The sequence below is a fragment of the Streptomyces sp. NPDC006265 genome (assembly GCF_040613555.1).
In the GTDB taxonomy this organism is placed as follows: Bacteria; Actinomycetota; Actinomycetes; order Streptomycetales; family Streptomycetaceae; genus Streptomyces.
Genome location: NZ_JBEXSH010000002.1, coordinates 1 through 17,072 on the forward strand (window position 1 = coordinate 1; position 17,072 = coordinate 17,072).

A 17,072-nucleotide genomic window follows, 5' to 3' on the forward strand; every position below is an offset into this window, starting at 1 on the left:
GACCTGCTGCCTCACGACGTCCACGGCCCGGCCGCCGTCCCGGCAGCGCGGAGGAGGGGCACTCGCGCGGGGTCGTAGGGTCGAATCCGACCGGCCCGTCACGGGGAGGCCGGCCGTGAACGAGGAGTCCGTCTTGTCCGCCCTCAGTGTTGCCCTGACCGCCGCCGTCGGAGCCCTGGCCGGCGCTGCCGCGCGCCCCGTGATCTTCGCCCGGTCCGTGCCGGCGCCTACGGCCGCACGCAGCAGCTGTCCGCACTGCGGCAGCGCCGTCCTCGACCGCCGGCTGCCGCTCCTGCCCTTCTCCGGTCGCTGTCCGGCGTGCTCAGAAAGGATCGGACCGCGCCCGCTTGCGCCGGAAGCGGCGGCCGCGATCGCGTTCGCCCTCGTCGCGGCGGGCGGGGCGAGCGGCTGGTTCGCCGCCGCTCAGTACTGGGTAGCCGCGTGCGGCGTCGCGCTGGCTCTGATCGACCTCGCCGTGCAGCGGCTCCCCGACATCCTCACCCTTCCCGCCTGCGGCGGAACGCTCATCCTGCTTTCCGCTGCTGCGGTGGCGGGCGAGTCCGGGAGCCTGGGCCGCGCGGCGGCCGCCGCTGCCGTGCTCACCATCGTCTTCCTCCTCATCGCGCTCACCGGCGCGATGGGGCTCGGAGTCGTCAAGTTCGCGCCGGCCGTCGGCGCGCTCCTGGGCTGGAGCAGCTGGACGATCCTGTTCTGGGGAGCGGCTGCGGGCTTCGTCGTCGGCGCCGTCTCGGAGGTGGCGCGGATGGCGGCTGGCCGCGCCCGCCGCACGCACGTCTCCTTCGGCCCCTACATGGTCATCGGGGCCCTGGCCGTCTCCGTCGCCGCGGCCTGACCCCCGTCCTGAATTCCCGGAAGTGCCGCTTCCTGTAATTACTCTTCCTGAATACCGATTACCGGAACAGCTCTCACCTGACCCCGCTATTCCGGCATGCGATTTTCCGCAATGAGCCGAGCCTGGTCAAATTCTCTGCGCAGCACGAAGATCGAACCCGGAAACAGACACATCGCGTTCCGGACCATTCTTCGCACGCCTTCGCCGCACCTCATCAGTGCCGAGGCGCAGAGGCCCCGCGCAGGTTCGGCGAGCGAATTCGGGCCGACGACACCAGGAAGAGCCGCACATGAACGCCCTCACCCGCCACGCCCCGACCATGGCCACCACCGGCGCGCTGCGAGCTAATCCGATGAGAAAGAACAAGATCCTCGGCGCCGTCACGGCAGCGGCAATCGCAGCGGCGACACTGACAGGAGCCGTGGCAACCGCCCCAGAAGCAGCGGCGGCCTCGTGTAACTCCTGGACTCAGAAGGGCAAGACGACGACCGCAGTGAAACTCCGGTCGAACCACTCCACCAGTTCGGCGGCCCTCGGGACCCTGAGCAAGGGAACCCGAGTCACCTCCAACTGCCTCTGGTGGGACGGCAGCTCCCGGTACCAGTGGTATCGGGTCAAGGTCACCAGCGGCGCCAACACCGGCCGAACCGGCTGGATGTACGGCGCTTACTTCTGGGGTTTTGCGAACTGACTCTCCCAAAGCCCTCCGCACGGGCACCAGCCAGCTCCCGGGGTACCGACGTCCACTGGCTGTGCAACAGGGCCGCAACGGCAAGCCCGGCGCCTGGGGCTACGGCACCGTGAAGTCCGGCGCGCACAAGGGCACGGGCTGGGTCGCCGCCCAGTACATCAACGTGCCCGTGCATCTGGACTAACCGCTACACCCGGCCAGCAGAGACGACCTGACCCGAGCTCTCCCGGCCCCTCCCACGCCTGAGCCGCCACCTTGTGCAGGCTCAGGACGACGCGATGGCGGCCCGGCCCACTGTGACCCCGGGCCGCCATCGGCGTACCCACACCCGGAGCCCGGCTCCCACCTTGCAGCCAGCCTCCATCGCCAGCTTCACCAACCCGGGCCGATCACCGCCGACCGGGGCGGTCGAACCTCAGGAACGGGCACCATGCACCCCACCCCTTCGTCACTCGACGCTCCGGCGTTGCGTCTGGGGCAAGCGTTGGCCACCGCTCGCGGCCAAGGCCGGGCCGCCCTCGCTGCCTACCTCCCCGCCGGCTACCCCACGCTCGGCCAGAGCCTCGACGCCCTGCATCTCCTGGCGACGACCGCCGACGTGATCGAGATCGGCCTGCCGTACACCGACCCCCTCGTGGACGGACCGGTCATCCAGCACGCCGCCGCACAGGCACTCCGGGCCGGATTCTGCACCGAGCACCTCTTCACCACCGTGCGCGAACTCGCCGCCGCCTCCCGCACCGCGCTGGTCGTCATGACCTACTGGCAGCCCGTCCACCACTACGGACCCGCCCGGTTCGCCCAGCGACTCGCTGCCGCCGGCGGGGCCGGCGTCATCATCCCCGACCTGCCCGTCGAGGAGGCCACCGACTGGCTGCGCGTGGCCCAAGAGCACGGCCTGGATACCGTGTTCGTGGTCGCCCCGAACACCACCGACCAACGCCTGGCCCGCGTATGCGCCGCTGCCAGCGGCATGGTCTACGCCCCCGCAACGGCCAGCGTCACCGGCAGCCAAGGCCCCCTTCACCCCGGCCTACACACCTTCGTCGAACGCCTGCGCACCCTCACCCACCTCCCCGTCGGCGTCGGCATCGGCGTCTCCACCCCAGAGCAGGCAGCGATCGTCGGCTCCTACGCCGACGCGGTCATCGTCGGATCCGCATTCATCCGCGCGATCGAGACCTCTCCCGGGCCGGCCGGCGCCCTTCAAGCCGCCCTCCTCGCCCAGCGCCTCGCCGACGGACTGCGCCGAACCGTGCCCACCGCGGCCTGAACGAACGCCAGCCGGGCCAGTCCGGCGGCAGGCGATTTCGCTGGCCGAGACCGCTTTCCGGGCATCCCTCCACGTACCGGCATGCTTCATTCAGAGTTTCGAAGTGCTCCGAAGGGAAAGTTGTAGCTACCAGCCAGTAGGCCTCTAAAGTTCCGCCCAGCACACCAACTTGTTGACCCGCTCGTGGACGAGCACACTCAGGAGCGGACCGCATGCTCGCGATGCGACCAGCCACACCGGACGACGAACCCCGCCTCGCCGCGATGATCCAGGCCCGCTCCGACTGGATGAAGGACAAGCAGCTCCCGAACTGGCACAGCTGGGGAAAGCACGTCCACGAGCTGGCCAGCAACTGCACACGGCACCCGAGCGAGATGTGGGTCCTCACCGGACACGACGACCGGATCCTGGGCTGCACCACGATCCTTCGCACCGCCGCGCCCTGGACCTGGACCACGACCGAGGCCGCCGACAGCGCCTACTACCTCAACGGCACCGTCACAGACCCTGCCGAACGCCACCGCAAGCTCGGCGCAGTCATCGCCCACTGGGTCGTCGACCACGCTGCACGCGAAGGCATCAGCCGCGTACGTCGAGACTGCACCTCCCCTGCTCTCGCCGAGTACTACCAGCAGCAGAACTTCCAACTCATCCGCAAGGTGTCGGCTCCCAGGGGGCACACTTCGTACGCCCTAGAACGCAAGGCAGCACGAGTTCCCGAACTCGCTAGCTGGGTTTCCTCATCAGGAGTTTCGGCTCCAAAGCTATCGGGAAGGTCATCGAGGACGCCTCTCCGAGAATGCGAAACCAATTGCGGTGGAAGCAGCGCAATACCTCTCGCGATCACTGCGCGGGACAGGTGACGCACCCGCAATAATCTGACGACGAGGCTGGGGCGCTCGCAGCTTAACCTGCCGTCGTGCAGCCCTCAACGGGGCTCATCGCCGCCGCCCTCCTCACCGGTGTGGTTTACGACGCCGTCCGGCCGGTGATCACCACGCTCATCGACGACACTTTCCCCACCAAGGCGCAGCAGGTACTGGTGAGCGGCTGGCGGCACTTCAGCGTCAACATCGGAGCGACCCTCACCGGATCACTGGGGGGTTATCTGGCTGCAACCGTAGGACTGCCGACGCTGTTTTCGCAGAAGCGGATCTGTCTCTTTCCCGGCCACTCCGGGGAGCGGCCGAAGTCGCGCTATAAATGTGATGAGTGAGCGTATGCGCGATCCGGGCCCGGGGGTTGCTGGGCTGGCTCCAACTGGAACAAGAAGAGCCGGAGATGCGGAGGCTCGCTTGTTGCGGCTTGGGTGTCAAAGAGGGAAAGTAGATACAGCGTCCCTCCCCACCGACCTTGGGGAGGGACGCTGTCGGCGCACCTACTCGCCACGCTTGCGCTCAGACGTCAGATTGCCGTCCGCATGATCACCCGAGGCGGCCGCTCTTTACATCGTCGACGAAGGCCGCCCACTGGTCGGGGCCGAACACGAAGGCACCCAGATGCGGAGACTTGCTGTCGCGTGCAGCCACGAGACCCTCCTCCGTCGTCTGTACCTCCAGGCAGTCCCCCTGCTGCGCTCCGCTGTAGGACGACTTCTTCCACTTACCTTCCGGCAGGTCGTGCCGCATCATTTCACTTTCTTCGCGTCTCAAAGCTCTCGGCGGATTTCCGAGATCAGGTCATTCGACTTTGATGTCGACAGCATCGACGATCGCAGCAGGTCCAGCGAGTCTCTGTACCTTCGAATAGTTTTCTCCTCTTCCAGGTAAAGGGTTCCGTCCAGGTATTCCACCTGCACGACGTCGAGATCGAGTTCATTTGGGTAACTGTAGAGCGTGAACGCCCCGCTGCTGGTTCCGGTGTATCCCTGCTCGCTGAACGGGATGACCCGAATCTCCACGTTGGGTTTTGTGCCGATCTCAAGCAGATGGCGCAGTTGACCCCTCATCACTCCAGCGCCGCCTACTCGCTGGCGCAGAACGCCCTCCGTCACGATGCAGAGATAGTCAAGGAAGGTGTCCCTCTCGAAGACTTCCTGACGGCGGATTCGGATGTTCGCGTAGAAGTCGACCTGCTCATGATCCAGCGTCGGATCGTTGGAGCTGATGACGGAGGCGGCGTACTCCTTCGTCTGGACGAGGCCAGGCAGAACCTGCGGCTGGAGCGCGACGATTCGTTCCGCGTCCTCTTCGAGTGAGAGCAGCTCCTTGAAGTCCTGTTCGAGCCTGTCGCCGTGGGTGCGCCACCAGCTGCGCCGCTGCCCCTCGGCCGAGAGCGCGACCAGCCATGAGCGCACCTTTGGATCGGTGATCTTGTAGAGATCCATCAGCGTTTCCAGCTCGAGACGGCTGACGCGATGGCGCCCCGTCTCGATGCGGCTGATCTTCGGCCTGTCGCCATGGATGGCCTTGGCAGCCTGCTCCGGGCTGACCCCTGCCTTCTCACGCGCTTCGCGCAGAGCGGTGCCCAACCGGCGCCGGCGAGCCGTACGTCGCGCTGGCTGTCCCACCTTCGTCCTCCTCTGCCTGTGTCTCTCGTCAGTGTGACGGACGCAGTCGCCGCAAGGCTACGAGGGGGGCGCTTGTGCTTCATCCGAACGCAGTCCTGCATTTTGTAGCTCAACAGGTTGCGGGATGTGCCAAGTTAGGTCCATCGTAAGTAGGCGGCCACGATGCGCAACCACATCGTGGTGGTCAACTGCCGTGCCGTGCCGTCCCAGAGGCAGTGCGCGGGTCTGTGAGCGGTGACGCCGAGGCTTGAGAGGCAAGTCCATGACGCCAAGCGGAGACGAGGACAGGGGGATCCCCAGCGCCTCTCGGCGGGACGACTTCCCGCTGGACGCTCGGGCTCTTCAAGCCCCGCTATCTGAGCAGTTGGCGCGGGACGTGACTCGCGGACGCGATGTCCGAGTGGCAGCCTGCCCCGGCGCCTACGCAGTAGACCGCGCGTGGGGGCATCCCCTCGATGGAGTGGGATCGGGATGGTTGGCGCCGGTGGCGCGTCTGACCCCGGTCGGCAGTCCGATCACCAGGCAGCACCCTGTCGAACTCGCGATGCCGACAGCGCGGCAGATGGCCCGGGTCAAGGGACGCGTTGGGCTCACGATGCTGAACTGGCATGGCAGCGTGCCAGCCGCGCTGCAGGTGCTGTCCGCGCTCGTGGAGAACGCCCTTCAGCACGGTCACGTGGCCGCGAACACGGGAGCAGTTCTGCGAGCGTGCCTGAGCATCACGGTGGAGCAGCAACTTCTCATTGATGTGCAGGACTTCAGCCCCGGGTTCACCAACTTCCGGGACGTTCGATCCGGGATTGGCGAGGGCCTTCTGATCGAGCTCGTCAGGAGGCGGGCGATCACGGACCTGACCTGGTTCGCCGATCTCAAGATGCAAGGCAAGACCGTTCGGGCCGTGCTGACCGCTGGGGTGGTGGATCCGTGATCGCGTACTCAGCTTCCTGCTCGGTCTGGGAGAGCGCGCATCTGCGGATGGCATGCGCCCGCCACGGGTTACCGCTTCACGGGCGGGGCATCCCAGTAGCTCCCGAGCATCTCGTCGACCCACTTCGGGACGTGGATCTTTCCACGGGGTCCCATGGCCGGGAAGTACGGCGACACGTCGAACACAGGGGTTCCGACGACCGCGTCGAAGTCCGTAACGTGAAGGTCTCGCTTCTCGACCCTCACCAGCCTCGGATGACTGATGGCGAGCTGGTTCGGCCGCCGATGGTTCCGGTGGACGAAGGTGCCTGTGGCCGGCCAGGCCGGGTTGTTGCGCGGGCTACGTGCGTGCAGCGCCACGTCCGTGGGGCTGGCCCGGTGGAAGTGCCACAAGACCTCCAGGTGCGAGAACTCCGGGAGCCCCTGAAGGGTCTCCAGAGGGAAATCCTCGTTCATGCGGATGATCGATTCCACGCCGCCTTGGTAATCGTCGACGGGGTCCGTATGACCCGCGACGACCTGTGCGACTGCTGTGATCTCGATGCGCGTTGGGCTGGTCATCAGCGTCCCCTTCATCATCTGCGCGTTGGGCCGTCCCGGCCTCGGCAGAGTTTCATTGGCACTTCAATTCGGTCAGCCTATGGCGCGCGGCGTGCACCTTCGCTGGCCGGTCGGGACCGGAGCACCGAGGACCGCGACGTCCGCCAACCCGGGAAGGGCAGGGGCGCGCGGGTCCAGGTGGGGGGTACCCGCCGGTTACGCCTGGCTCAGCATGGAGCGGGCGCGCGCATCCAGCTCCGCGGCTTGGCTACCGGCCCGGTTCCGGAAGGGCGACAGTGCGCGGCGCATCTGGACAACGGTCTCCTTTGCCCGGCCCGACTGGACGCCGGTCATGGCGTCAAGGGCCTGGCTCCAGGTCTCACAGGCGCTGTCGAGGTGTCCTTGCTGGGCCTGCACAGCGCCGAGGTAACCGAGGGTGACGGAGTGCGTCCTTACGAACTGCGCTCGCCGTGTCCGGACGCTGCGGTGGAACTGTTTCTCGGCGCCCTTGAGGTCGCCCAGGTCCCGCAGAGCGGCGGCAGTCTCATGGGCGAGGCTCGCCTCGGTGTAGAAGAACACCCGGTTCGGCTCATCGTCTCCATCGCTAGCGCGTCCAAGGTCTTGTTCCGCGCGCAGAAGTGCGGCGGCGGCGGCCTTCTTCTCGCCGGCGGCGGCCAGACCTCGAGCGTGCACGACGCCGAGCAGCGAGCGCTCGCGCCAGCAGGCGTGTGCGTAGCGGCGGGTGGACAAGGAGGCTTCGGCCAGTCGCACGGCCTCCTGCGGTTGGCCCAGGTCGACCGCCTGGTGGGCCATCGCCCGCAGGATGTGCCCGGCCAGCGGAGCGTCTCCAGCCTCTTCGGCAAGGCCCGTGGCGATCGTCAGCCAACGCTGAGCGAGGGGGTGCTCACGCCCGTCGAAGGCCGTCCATCCCGCAAGGTAGGCGAGTTCGGCTGCTGCGGAGGTCATCGAGCGCCGGATGTCTTCGGACAGAAACCGGCCGCTCAGAAGCTCGGCGACATCTGTGCGGAGGTATGCGACCAGGGCGGCGCGGCCAGCGCGTCCCCCTCGCTTCTGGTCACGGCGGGAGAAGATCGCGGTCATCTCGCGAACGTCGTCGACGTCCTGGGCCGTGACCACGTAGCTCGAGAGGGGTTTGCGCGCCCTGGCCCGGTCTACGGCGCTCTCGAAATACTGGTCGCCGGGGAGGGCCAGGGCGGCCACCGAGTATGCCGAGGTGGCCAGCAGCTGCCGACGGTCGATATCCACCATGTCTTTGCTCCCGAGCGTCACCAGCGTTGTCAGTGGGTCGTCGCTCCACGCCGGCAGCTCGAGCTCGTCGGTGTCCGCCGTCAACCCGATGTCGGCGAGCGTCACGAGACGACCGAGGCTTCGGGAGAGCGTCTCGGCCAAGATAAGGGCACCCGGGGGCTCGGGGACGACCCCGCCTACCCACTTCGCGATATGGGACTGGCCGACGCCTGCCAGTTCGCTGACGCCGTGTTCCGCACCAACCGACCTGACGCGCGCAGCCAGGCGGGCCTGAGACAGGCCCGCCTGGGCAATCACAGCGGCCAACTTGACGTTGCGCGTACGCCCCATGTTGCGTCCTCGTCCCCGAAACGATCTTTCATGACGTTCATTGGTCCCGCGACCTCGCCGGGATACCCAGCGCTGCGCAGACGCGGTTGTCTCGTGAAGACGATATTCCTCAACCCCTCGTGCGGCGCAGGGGATTCGAAGACCTCATCCATACGAACCCGCCAGGCCAGTGGCTCTGAACGCCCGATGGCAGGAGAGGAGAAGCGGCCGATGAACCACCTGACGCTCAGGAAGCCCGGCTGCCCGACAGCTCTGCCCGCCGATATTCCCTATGGGGGCGCGGCCCTGCCGGCGCAAGGAGTGTGTGCGGTGAATACCCCCCCTCTCGACAGTGTCAGTACGCGTGGTGCGAACGAGCCCCAGTTCAAGGCGTCGTTCCCCGCCGAGCGGGAGGCCATCTCGCGTGTGCGGCACCAGCTGCGCACACGGTTGGAGGAGGACGGCCTCGCAGGCGTTGCGGATGACGTCGTCCTGATCTGTTCGGAGCTCGTGGCCAATGCCGTCCTGCACGGCTGCCTCGGCTTCCCACCCGGGATCACCGTCCAGGTCACCGTCGTGTGGTCTGACGTCCAGCTGCGCCTGGACGTGCGTGATCCGTCCGGTGCACGGCCCAAGGAGCGGGAATTCTCTGCGAGCCGGACGAGTGGGCGCGGCCTGCGGCTTGTCGACGAGCTTTCCGACCGCTGGGGCGTCGAGACCGACCCGTCCGGCAGCGGCAAGACCGTCTGGACAGAGCTCGACGCCCCCCGGAGGCGAGCATCGTGAGCGTCCACGCGGCCATCCGCTCCTCGGCACGCCACTCGGCGCCTGCCGCTGCCCGCCCCCAGATCGGAGACCCCGTGTTGTCCGCATTACGACCTGCGCTCGGGCGTAGGCGCTCCCCTTCCTCACCCCCGGCCCTCCAAGCGCAGTGGGCCGCCCCACCCCGGGGCGCCGTGCATGCCGTCGAAGATTTGGTGGAACGGGTGCTGGGCACGTCGCCGCTGCCCCGCGATGACAACGACGTCACGCTGCTCCTCCTGGGCCTGCGCCGGCAGCTCCCCCACCTGGAACAGCTCCTGGAAGACACGGACATGGCCCCGGACCTGGTCAGCCAGGCACGCCGTATCCGCGAGGAGCCGGTACCGGAAGAACGTATGCCCCTGGTGATCCTCACCATCCGGCTCGCAGAGATCGCCCATGCCCTGATCGACGCTCTCCCGGTGAACGCCCTGTCGCGTCACACGGACACCCAAGGTCCCCTCCCCTCCGACGGCCAGGCCGTGGTCGGCCATCAGAACCTTGCCGAGCCGGAACTCGCCAAGACCGAGCCGATGCCCCTCCCCGCACTCGCCCGTTCGTCGGCGCCCGGCCCCACCCGAACCCCTGCGCAGCACAGGTCGAGCCGGGCAGCCGAGTTGGTCAGTGCCGCAGCGGGTTCGCTGGGCGATTGCGGGCCGCCCGCATAGACCCGAGCCCGGCGACACACCACGCCCCGCCCGTCGCCGGTGCTCGCCCGTGGGCTTTCGGCTTCCGACTCTGGGGGACCGTTCGGCACACCGCCAGTCCGGTCCCGGAAGCCGACAGCGAGTGGCAGATCCCCCGTGCTGCCGTCCCGGCTTCCGCGGTTCCCAGACGCCCCCGCGGCAGCCGGTCCACACCCTTGCTCGCTTGCCCCCGACCGTTCGTCCGAGGACTCCATGACCCCCGACATCTCCCCCACTCAACCGAGGCGACGCAGAGGGCGCCGACTCGTTGTGCCCGTGCGCACCCAGCTGGTGATGGTCGCGGTCACCACGGGCGCCGCCCTGATTGGCGCGGTCGCGGTGACCGCGTGGCCGAACACGCAGCGGCAGGACAGCCTGCGGCGCGACTCGGCCACCAGCCGCCTCGGAGGAAGAGCGAGCCTGCCGCTCTTCGTGGGCGCGCACAGCGAACCGAAGCTGACCGCGACGTACCTGGCACACCCCACGGCTGCGAACAAGAAGGCGCCAGACAACCAGCGGCAGCTGACCGACCAGGGCATCGCGAGCTTCAAGACGCTGTCCGGCACCACGCTCAAGACGGACGAGCGACGGCGCTCGGAGTACGTCGAGGACTTCTACCGGTCGCGCATGCGGACGGCTCACCGGCCGCCGAGTCCCTATCGTCCCGAGGCGTGCCATGCGTGAGCGGACGCCGGCGCGGGCGGCCGGCCGAGTGTTCAGGCGTCCCACTCGTAATCAGGTCCGAATCGCTGTGTTCGCCCTCGCGATGCTCACCCTGATCGTCGCCGGATCAGTACCGAGGCAGGGATGACCCTCGCCGGAGGACTCATCGCCAGCCTGCTTATTGCCGCGATAGGAGCGCTCGTCCTCTTCGGGCAACGCACGACCAGCCGTGCTCGAAGACATCACACAAGCGCAGACGACCAACACACGCACCAGCACGACAGCATGAAGGGCACCCCGCCATGACGACCGCGCCTGCTGACGTCGACACCCCAGTCGACCGTGCTTCTCTGGAGGCGCGCCGTGACGTTGCGCGAGAACTGCAGACGGCCTTCCACGACAGCGGTGTCCACGCCATGCCGAAGATCGGCATGACCACCGCGGCACCCGCCGTATCTCTCACCATCCCTCTGTCAGGATGGGAGAGCTCGCCGTTCCTCGACGGACAACTGCCGGTGGCCAACCCTGCCGCTCCCTTGCAGCATCTGCTCGGTCAGCACGACGTCCATGCGAAGGTCACGCTGGTCGAGTTCGGTCCTGAAACGGCCGCAGAGGTGGCAGTTGCTACATGCGACGACGCACGGCGCCTGGTCGCTCTGGTGGTCGAACGGCGGTCCGAGGCACACAAAGCGGCACTGCGGCTGCGGGCAGCCTTCACCAAGATCGGCATCACCGAGGACCACATTTACGTGATCGACGGGGCGGTGCAGGTCGGTGACATCAACGCTCCTGACGCCGTCACGCTCCTTGAGATCCTCGCCGACGGCAACTTGAGCGCCGCTCTCAACGAGCTGGGCCTCCGCCACCGCTGGGACACCGAGGGCTGGCGAGAGGTTGAGAAACTCGCCCAGCTCTTGGGCCGTGTCGTCTCCAAGGCGTGCGGACAGCACCTCGAAAGCGTGCCCAACCCGGCGTGCCACACCTGCGCGTCCAGCCGTCCGCACCGGATAACTCTCGGCACTGCAAGCCCCCAGCACGTCCTGCTTCTCGCCAGCGCCATCACCGCTGCCGACGAGCCAGGAGTCTGCAGCGACGCAGCGTCGCCGGACATGTGATCACACACCCACGGCGGCCCCCACCCGCCGCTCCAGCCGACCCCGATACATCAGCCTTTGTGCCGGCCCCATGTGGCGGCACTCTCGACGAGATGGACGTTCATGCCCGGGCGCATCGAGGACTACGCACTCATCGGCGACATGCAGACTGCCGCTCTGGTCTGCCGGGACGGCACGGTGGACTGGCTGTGCCTGCCTCGTTTCGACTCTCACGCCATATTCGCCGGGCTGCTTGGTACCGAGGAGAACGGCTTCTGGCGAATCGGTCCTGCCCACCCGGCCGACGACACGCCTCTACCCGCAACGCGGCGCAGGTACTGCGGTGATTCGCTCATCCTCGAATCGGAGTGGGACACCCCGCACGGCACCGTCCGCGTGACTGACTTCATGCCGCCCCGTGATGGTGCTCCGCAGCTGACCCGGATCGTGGAGGGAGTCCGCGGCCGCGTCCCGATGCGCTCAGCCCTGCGTATGCGCTTCTCGTACGGCCGCATCACGCCGTGGGTGTACCACGTCGATGGACGGACGGTCGCCACAGCGGGGCCCGACTCAGTGTGGCTGGACGCCGAAGCCGAGACCTACGGTACGAACCTGACGACGTACGCGGACTTCGCCGTCTCGCCCGGTGACCGGATCGCCTTCACCATCCAGTGGCAGCCCTCCCACAAGAAGGCGCCGCCGCTTCCGGACCCGGAAAACGCATTGGAGGCGACGCAGGAATTCTGGCGGGATTGGTCTGAGCACTGCACGTACAGAGGACCGTACCGTGAGGCGGTGGTCCGCTCGCTGATCACGCTGAAGGCCCTGACTTACGCACCGACCGGCGGGATCGTCGCCGCTCCCACGACCTCGCTCCCCGAGGAGATCGGCGGCGTACGGAACTGGGACTACCGCTATACCTGGCTGCGGGACGCAGCGATCACCCTGTCCTCACTGCTGCGCACCGGCTACCGCGACGAGGCCTGCGCCTGGCGCGAGTGGCTCCTGCGTGCCGTCGCCGGCGACCCCGAGAACCTCCAGATCATGTACGGCATCGCTGGCGAGCGCGAACTCGGTGAGACGGAACTGGACTGGCTGTCTGGCTACGAGGGCTCGGCGCCGGTCCGCGTCGGGAACGGTGCGGCCGATCAGCTTCAGCTGGACGTGTACGGCGAAGTCACCGAAGCCCTGCACCTCGGACACATGGCTGGCCTTGCGCGCAACGACTACGCCTCGGCGCTGCAGGTAAAGCTCATCCGGTACCTGGAGGACCACTGGGGCGAGCCGGACGAGGGCATCTGGGAGGTTCGCGGTCCGCGCCGGCACTTCGTGCACTCCAAGGTCATGGCCTGGGTCGCCGTCGACCGCACGATCAAGCTGATCGAGTCCGGCGACGCGGACGGGCCGCTGGAGCGCTGGAAGGACCTGCGCGAAGAGATTCACCGGGACGTCTGCGAGAAGGGGTACGACAAGGAGCGCAACACCTTCACCCAGTCGTACGGCAGTAAGGAGTTGGACGCCTCATTGCTGCTGATCCCGCAGGTGGGCTTCCTGCCGCCCGACGACAAGCGGGTCATCGGCACCATCGAGGCGATCCAGCGGGAGTTGTCCACGCCGGACGGTTTCATCCTCCGGTACCCCACCGAAGGTGAGGACGAGGGTGTCGACGGTCTGCCGGGCGACGAGGGCGCCTTCCTGGCCTGCTCATTCTGGATGGCCGACGACCTCGCGATGATCGGCAGGGTCGACGAGGCTCGCAAACTCTTCGAGAGGCTGCTCGCCCTGCGTAACGACCTCGGCCTGCTTGCCGAGGAATGGGACTCGGTGAACCAGCGCCAGGTCGGTAACTTCCCGCAGGCCTTCAGCCACGTCCCACTGATCGACACCGCGCTCAGGCTGACGGCCTCAGGCGCGTACGGCGGGTGAGCGGAGTGCGAATCCCTATGCCGTGTCCCAGTCCCTCTGACGGTGTCCACTCCAGCCCGAATGTGCACCTTCGCCAGGCGGCCAGACACCGGGACAGAGCCGCGAGAACCGCTCTGCAGTTGCTGGCCGCCGCGCTGCGATGGGTGGCACGGTCCTTACGGCCCAAGCTGGTCGAATCCATGAGCGGATCACTGCAGCCGATGGCGCAACTGCTTGTCATCGAGCAGTCGTGGGCCGACCAGTGCTACGCCACGTTCACCGAGGACCCGTCTCAGTCCGAGCCGCAGGGCCCGCGAGTGTCCCGTCCAGGCGTCCCCGGGCGCCCGAAGCCTCATCGTCCGGCACTTCGGTCACCAGGGAGGGCGACATGACGACGCCGCAAAACCGAACACTCCTGCACCACCTCCTGGAGACCCCGGAGGTGAACGGTGCGTCCTGGCCGAGGTTCCGGGTGCTGTGGAGGCACATGGCGGAAAACGCCGCCAGGGATCTGCAGGACCGGAGCCTGGCCAACGTCCGGGTGGTCTCGGAATCCACCTACCGGCGGTGGGTGGCCGGCACCCACATCGCCCGCGGACAGACGGCCACCATCCTGGAATGGTTCTTCGACAAGAGCGTCGAAGCCCTGGCCCAGCCGGTACCCGTCCGCGAGCTCGTGCGGCCGCGTCCGCTGGACCGGCGGACCCGCGCCGCGGCGAGGACTCTGGACTACAACTGGCCCACATCCCGCCATGTCCCGGGCGAGCCCGACGTGGGGGTCCAGGGCACATGGGAGCTCGCCGGCGGCCGCCACTTCGACGGCACCGCCATCGGGGTCCAGCTCTACGAGGCCGAACTGCGCGGCGACATCGTCGAGCTGGACGAAGCCGATCTGCCGCACCTTCAGTCCTTCGTCCGCTCCTCACGCAGGGGGATTGTGCTCGCCTCACTCGGCGCTGCGGGCGGACAGGGCCTGTACGCCCTGGATGCCGCGCTCGCCCGGCAGAACCTCCTCCTCGGGCAGAGCCCGCAAGTGCCACTGGCCTACCGGCTCGACGACCTCACTTACGCGATCCTCTGGGCCCTGCACGTCCTGGACGATGGGCTGCTCGCCGATGATCATCCGCTGTCCGACCGGGCCGACGAACTCCGGCACTACGTGAAGATCAGCAACTCAGCCCCGCCACGGACCGACATGCCCGACCTCTCCCCCATCGGAGCAGCGTGGCTCGGCTCCAGTCTGTGCGCTCAGTACATCGTGCGGCACCTGGATGAGCTGTCCGACGTGCCCGCGTTCTGGACCCGGGAGGCCACGGGCGAGGAGTGCGCACCGTGGCTGCTCTTCCGTCACAAGCACGACTATCTCCAAGCCGTGGCGGCACGCTTCGCCGGGCCGGCCAGCGCCCTCGGCCGCGCCTTCTGCATCCCGGAATCCGCCGTACGCAGCACCGAGCCTTACGAGAGGGTCCTGCTCTTCCTCACCGTCGCGATGATGGAGATGCACGGGATCAAGGTCTGGATCTCCAGCGCTCCGGAGTACACCCAGACCGAAGGGTTCGTTCTGGCGCAAAATACGGCGATCCTTGCGAACTGGGTGCGGGAGGAATCGGTCTGGCGCGTCGCGACTACCACCGCCCGACGGGACGTCGCCCCGTACCAGGAGGCGATCGCTCACGTCCGGGCCCACAGCCTCGTCGACGGGCAGACGCCGGCTGACCGACTGCAGGCCCTGGCCGCCTACCTCGACCTGGACTGGAGGTGGCTGATCACCCGGTGCCGCGCGCTCGGCGAGGAAGGCGTCTGCAGCATGATGCGGCCGCGCAGCCGCCTCCTCACGCTGACGGCGCTCGACCAGACGCTGCGCTTCGTCGGCACCGTAGGCACGCAGAATGCCGGCCGATAGTCTCGACCCGCCCCATCCCCACGGCAACCTGAGGAACACCGCGTTGAAGCAGCAGATCCCCCGCCCCACCGTGCTCGTGGTCGGCCTCGGCGGCACCATCGCCATGACGCCCTTCGCCGCAGACGGAGCAGCCCGGCCCACACTCAGCGCGGAGGACCTGCTGGCCGCGGTACCTCAGCTGGTCGACGTCGACGCCGAGATCCAAACGCTGTCCTTCACGAACAAGCCCGGCGCTTCCCTGACTCTCGACGACATCGAGGAGCTCGCGAGCCGCCTGCGGACGATGACCAGCGAGCGCGCCGTCGACGGCATCGTGGTGACCCAGGGCACCGACACCCTGGAGGAGACGGCCTACCTACTGAGCCTGCTGTACGAGGCGGACGCGCCACTGATCGTCACAGGGGCGATGCGTGCCCCCTATCTGGCCGGCGCCGACGGACCCGCCAACCTGCTCGCCGCCGTTGCCGTCGCAGCAAGCCCGCAGGCCCGCGGCCGCGGTGTCCTCGTGGTGTTCAACGACCAGGTCTTCGACGCCGCGCGGGTGAGAAAGACGCACAGCACAAGCACGAACGCGTTCACCGCGCCCGACACCGGCCCCCTGGGCACCGTCGCGGAAGGCCGGCTGAGACTCCTTGCGGCACCCGCACACCAGCCCCGCCCGGTCGCCGCGGCGCTCACCCAACCGGCACGCGTCGCCCTGTACACCGCCACCCTCGGCGACGACGGCGTCCTGCTGGAACCGCTCCTCGACCAGGTCGACGGCATGGTCATCGCAGGATTCGGCGTCGGCCACGTCCCCGCGTCCTGGGTCCCCATCCTTGCGAAGGCCGCCCAGCGGATCCCGATCATCCTGGCCTCCCGGACAGGCGGCGGCACCACCCTCACTCGCACCTACGGCTTCGACGGCTCAGAGAAGGACCTGCTGTCCCACAGCGTGATCGGCGCCGGACACCTCGACCCGTACAAAGCCCGCCACCTTCTCACCGTGCTGGTGCGCAGCGGCGCCAGCCAGGAGAGGATCCGTGCCACCTTCGCGCCCGCCGGAACCACCCCCGAAGGACGCGGCTGATGCGACACACCGAACTGACCATGGGGCGCACCTTCGCCCTCGCCTTCGATGACGGCGACAACTTCGTCGACGAGCTCACCGGATTCTGCGCAGAGATGGACATCCGTCAGGCGATCATCCCCATGTTCCTCGGGGGCTTCCGGCGCGTAGGACTCGTGGGAACCGACAAGCCACTGGAGGACCCGGAGAAGCCCCTGTGGGAGGAGACGGTTCTGCATACGGTCGAAGCCGTCGGCGCAGCCACCCTCGCCTGGAGCCCCGAGACCAACTCTCTCGCCCCGCACATCCACGTTGCAGTCGGCCGCAAGGACCTTTCGGCGGCTGGCAGCGTGTCTCACCTGAAGTGGGCCGAAGTGCAGTTCATCCAGGAGATGTTCCTTCAGGAAGTAACGTCCCCCGGCCTGCTGCGCCCGAAGTGCGGACCGTACGGAGTGCCAACCCTGTCCTTCGCCCCGACCGCCCCAGGCACGCCAGGGTAAGGCGGCACGCTTCTTCCGGCGGCCATAAGCACACCGACCGGTGAGCTGGCTCGGCTGGGGCGCCGCGCGGCCGAAGACCTTAGCCCGCCGGCCACGGAGCA

At 67.8% G+C, this 17,072-nt stretch carries 19 protein-coding genes; 15 read left to right on the forward strand and 4 right to left on the reverse strand.

Annotated elements, in window-relative coordinates:
* The first annotated feature begins 115 nt into the window (after window positions 1–115).
* From ABZ281_RS00370 to ABZ281_RS00395, 6 genes are all read left to right on the forward strand, one after another.
* On the forward strand, window positions 116–853 hold the full coding sequence (locus ABZ281_RS00370) for an A24 family peptidase (protein ID WP_356650572.1): 738 nt from the start codon (window positions 116–118) through the stop codon (window positions 851–853).
* A gap of 289 nt (window positions 854–1,142) precedes the next feature.
* On the forward strand, window positions 1,143–1,544 hold the full coding sequence (locus tag ABZ281_RS00375; RefSeq protein ID WP_356650574.1) for an SH3 domain-containing protein: 402 nt from the start codon (window positions 1,143–1,145) through the stop codon (window positions 1,542–1,544).
* Between the two features lie 61 nt (window positions 1,545–1,605).
* Complete coding sequence (locus ABZ281_RS00380) at window positions 1,606–1,728, forward strand: hypothetical protein (protein WP_356650576.1); 123 nt, start codon at window positions 1,606–1,608, stop codon at window positions 1,726–1,728.
* A 246-nt stretch (window positions 1,729–1,974) separates the two neighbouring features.
* The gene (gene trpA / locus ABZ281_RS00385) at window positions 1,975–2,817 is read left to right on the forward strand and encodes a tryptophan synthase subunit alpha (protein WP_356650578.1); all 843 of its coding nucleotides are present in this window, start codon (window positions 1,975–1,977) and stop codon (window positions 2,815–2,817) included.
* A gap of 212 nt (window positions 2,818–3,029) precedes the next feature.
* On the forward strand, window positions 3,030–3,680 hold the full coding sequence (locus ABZ281_RS00390) for a GNAT family N-acetyltransferase (protein ID WP_356650580.1): 651 nt from the start codon (window positions 3,030–3,032) through the stop codon (window positions 3,678–3,680).
* A gap of 56 nt (window positions 3,681–3,736) precedes the next feature.
* On the forward strand, window positions 3,737–4,033 hold the full coding sequence (locus ABZ281_RS00395; RefSeq protein WP_356650582.1) for a hypothetical protein: 297 nt from the start codon (window positions 3,737–3,739) through the stop codon (window positions 4,031–4,033).
* Window positions 4,034–4,241: 208 nt separating this feature from the next.
* On the opposite strand, the gene ABZ281_RS00400 is transcribed toward ABZ281_RS00395, so the two are convergent.
* Together ABZ281_RS00400 and ABZ281_RS00405 are read right to left on the reverse strand one after the other, a co-directional pair.
* Window positions 4,242–4,448 carry a DUF397 domain-containing protein gene (locus ABZ281_RS00400; protein WP_356650584.1) on the reverse strand — a complete coding sequence of 69 codons (207 nt, stop codon included), beginning with the start codon at window positions 4,446–4,448 and terminating at the stop codon, window positions 4,242–4,244.
* A gap of 17 nt (window positions 4,449–4,465) precedes the next feature.
* Complete coding sequence (locus ABZ281_RS00405; protein WP_356650586.1) at window positions 4,466–5,326, reverse strand: helix-turn-helix transcriptional regulator; 861 nt, start codon at window positions 5,324–5,326, stop codon at window positions 4,466–4,468.
* Between the two features lie 484 nt (window positions 5,327–5,810).
* Here ABZ281_RS00405 and ABZ281_RS00410 point away from each other — a divergent pair, with 484 nt between their 5' ends.
* Window positions 5,811–6,254 carry a hypothetical protein gene (locus ABZ281_RS00410; protein WP_356650588.1) on the forward strand — a complete coding sequence of 148 codons (444 nt, stop codon included), beginning with the start codon at window positions 5,811–5,813 and terminating at the stop codon, window positions 6,252–6,254.
* A 68-nt stretch (window positions 6,255–6,322) separates the two neighbouring features.
* On the opposite strand, the gene ABZ281_RS00415 is transcribed toward ABZ281_RS00410, so the two are convergent.
* Complete coding sequence (locus ABZ281_RS00415; protein ID WP_356650589.1) at window positions 6,323–6,814, reverse strand: TrmO family methyltransferase; 492 nt, start codon at window positions 6,812–6,814, stop codon at window positions 6,323–6,325.
* Window positions 6,815–7,009: 195 nt separating this feature from the next.
* Window positions 7,010–8,392, reverse strand: a complete 1,383-nt coding sequence (locus ABZ281_RS00420) for a Tat pathway signal protein (protein ID WP_356650591.1) — start codon at window positions 8,390–8,392, stop codon at window positions 7,010–7,012.
* 210 nt (window positions 8,393–8,602) lie between these two features.
* Here ABZ281_RS00420 and ABZ281_RS00425 point away from each other — a divergent pair, with 210 nt between their 5' ends.
* The 8 genes from ABZ281_RS00425 to ABZ281_RS00460 all read left to right on the forward strand — a co-directional run bounded on the left by ABZ281_RS00425 (window position 8,603) and on the right by ABZ281_RS00460 (window position 16,971).
* Complete coding sequence (locus ABZ281_RS00425) at window positions 8,603–9,157, forward strand: ATP-binding protein (RefSeq protein ID WP_356650593.1); 555 nt, start codon at window positions 8,603–8,605, stop codon at window positions 9,155–9,157.
* 170 nt (window positions 9,158–9,327) lie between these two features.
* Window positions 9,328–9,840, forward strand: a complete 513-nt coding sequence (locus ABZ281_RS00430) for a hypothetical protein (protein WP_356650595.1) — start codon at window positions 9,328–9,330, stop codon at window positions 9,838–9,840.
* A gap of 294 nt (window positions 9,841–10,134) precedes the next feature.
* Window positions 10,135–10,542 carry a hypothetical protein gene (locus ABZ281_RS00435; RefSeq protein WP_356650597.1) on the forward strand — a complete coding sequence of 136 codons (408 nt, stop codon included), beginning with the start codon at window positions 10,135–10,137 and terminating at the stop codon, window positions 10,540–10,542.
* A gap of 395 nt (window positions 10,543–10,937) precedes the next feature.
* Entirely contained in the window at window positions 10,938–11,636 is a 699-nt protein-coding gene (locus tag ABZ281_RS00440) for a hypothetical protein (protein WP_356650599.1), read from the forward strand.
* Window positions 11,637–11,738: 102 nt separating this feature from the next.
* Window positions 11,739–13,541: a glycoside hydrolase family 15 protein gene (locus ABZ281_RS00445; RefSeq protein ID WP_356650601.1), complete on the forward strand. Its 1,803-nt coding sequence runs from the start codon at window positions 11,739–11,741 to the stop codon at window positions 13,539–13,541.
* A 367-nt stretch (window positions 13,542–13,908) separates the two neighbouring features.
* Window positions 13,909–15,423: a transcriptional regulator, XRE family protein gene (locus tag ABZ281_RS00450; RefSeq protein WP_356650603.1), complete on the forward strand. Its 1,515-nt coding sequence runs from the start codon at window positions 13,909–13,911 to the stop codon at window positions 15,421–15,423.
* 43 nt (window positions 15,424–15,466) lie between these two features.
* Window positions 15,467–16,492, forward strand: coding sequence for an asparaginase (locus tag ABZ281_RS00455; RefSeq protein ID WP_356650605.1), 1,026 nt, complete (start codon window positions 15,467–15,469; stop codon window positions 16,490–16,492).
* Entirely contained in the window at window positions 16,492–16,971 is a 480-nt protein-coding gene (locus ABZ281_RS00460) for a DUF296 domain-containing protein (RefSeq protein ID WP_356650607.1), read from the forward strand. Before ABZ281_RS00455 ends, ABZ281_RS00460 begins: the two co-directional genes overlap by 1 nt.
* Window positions 16,972–17,072 lie beyond the last annotated feature (101 nt).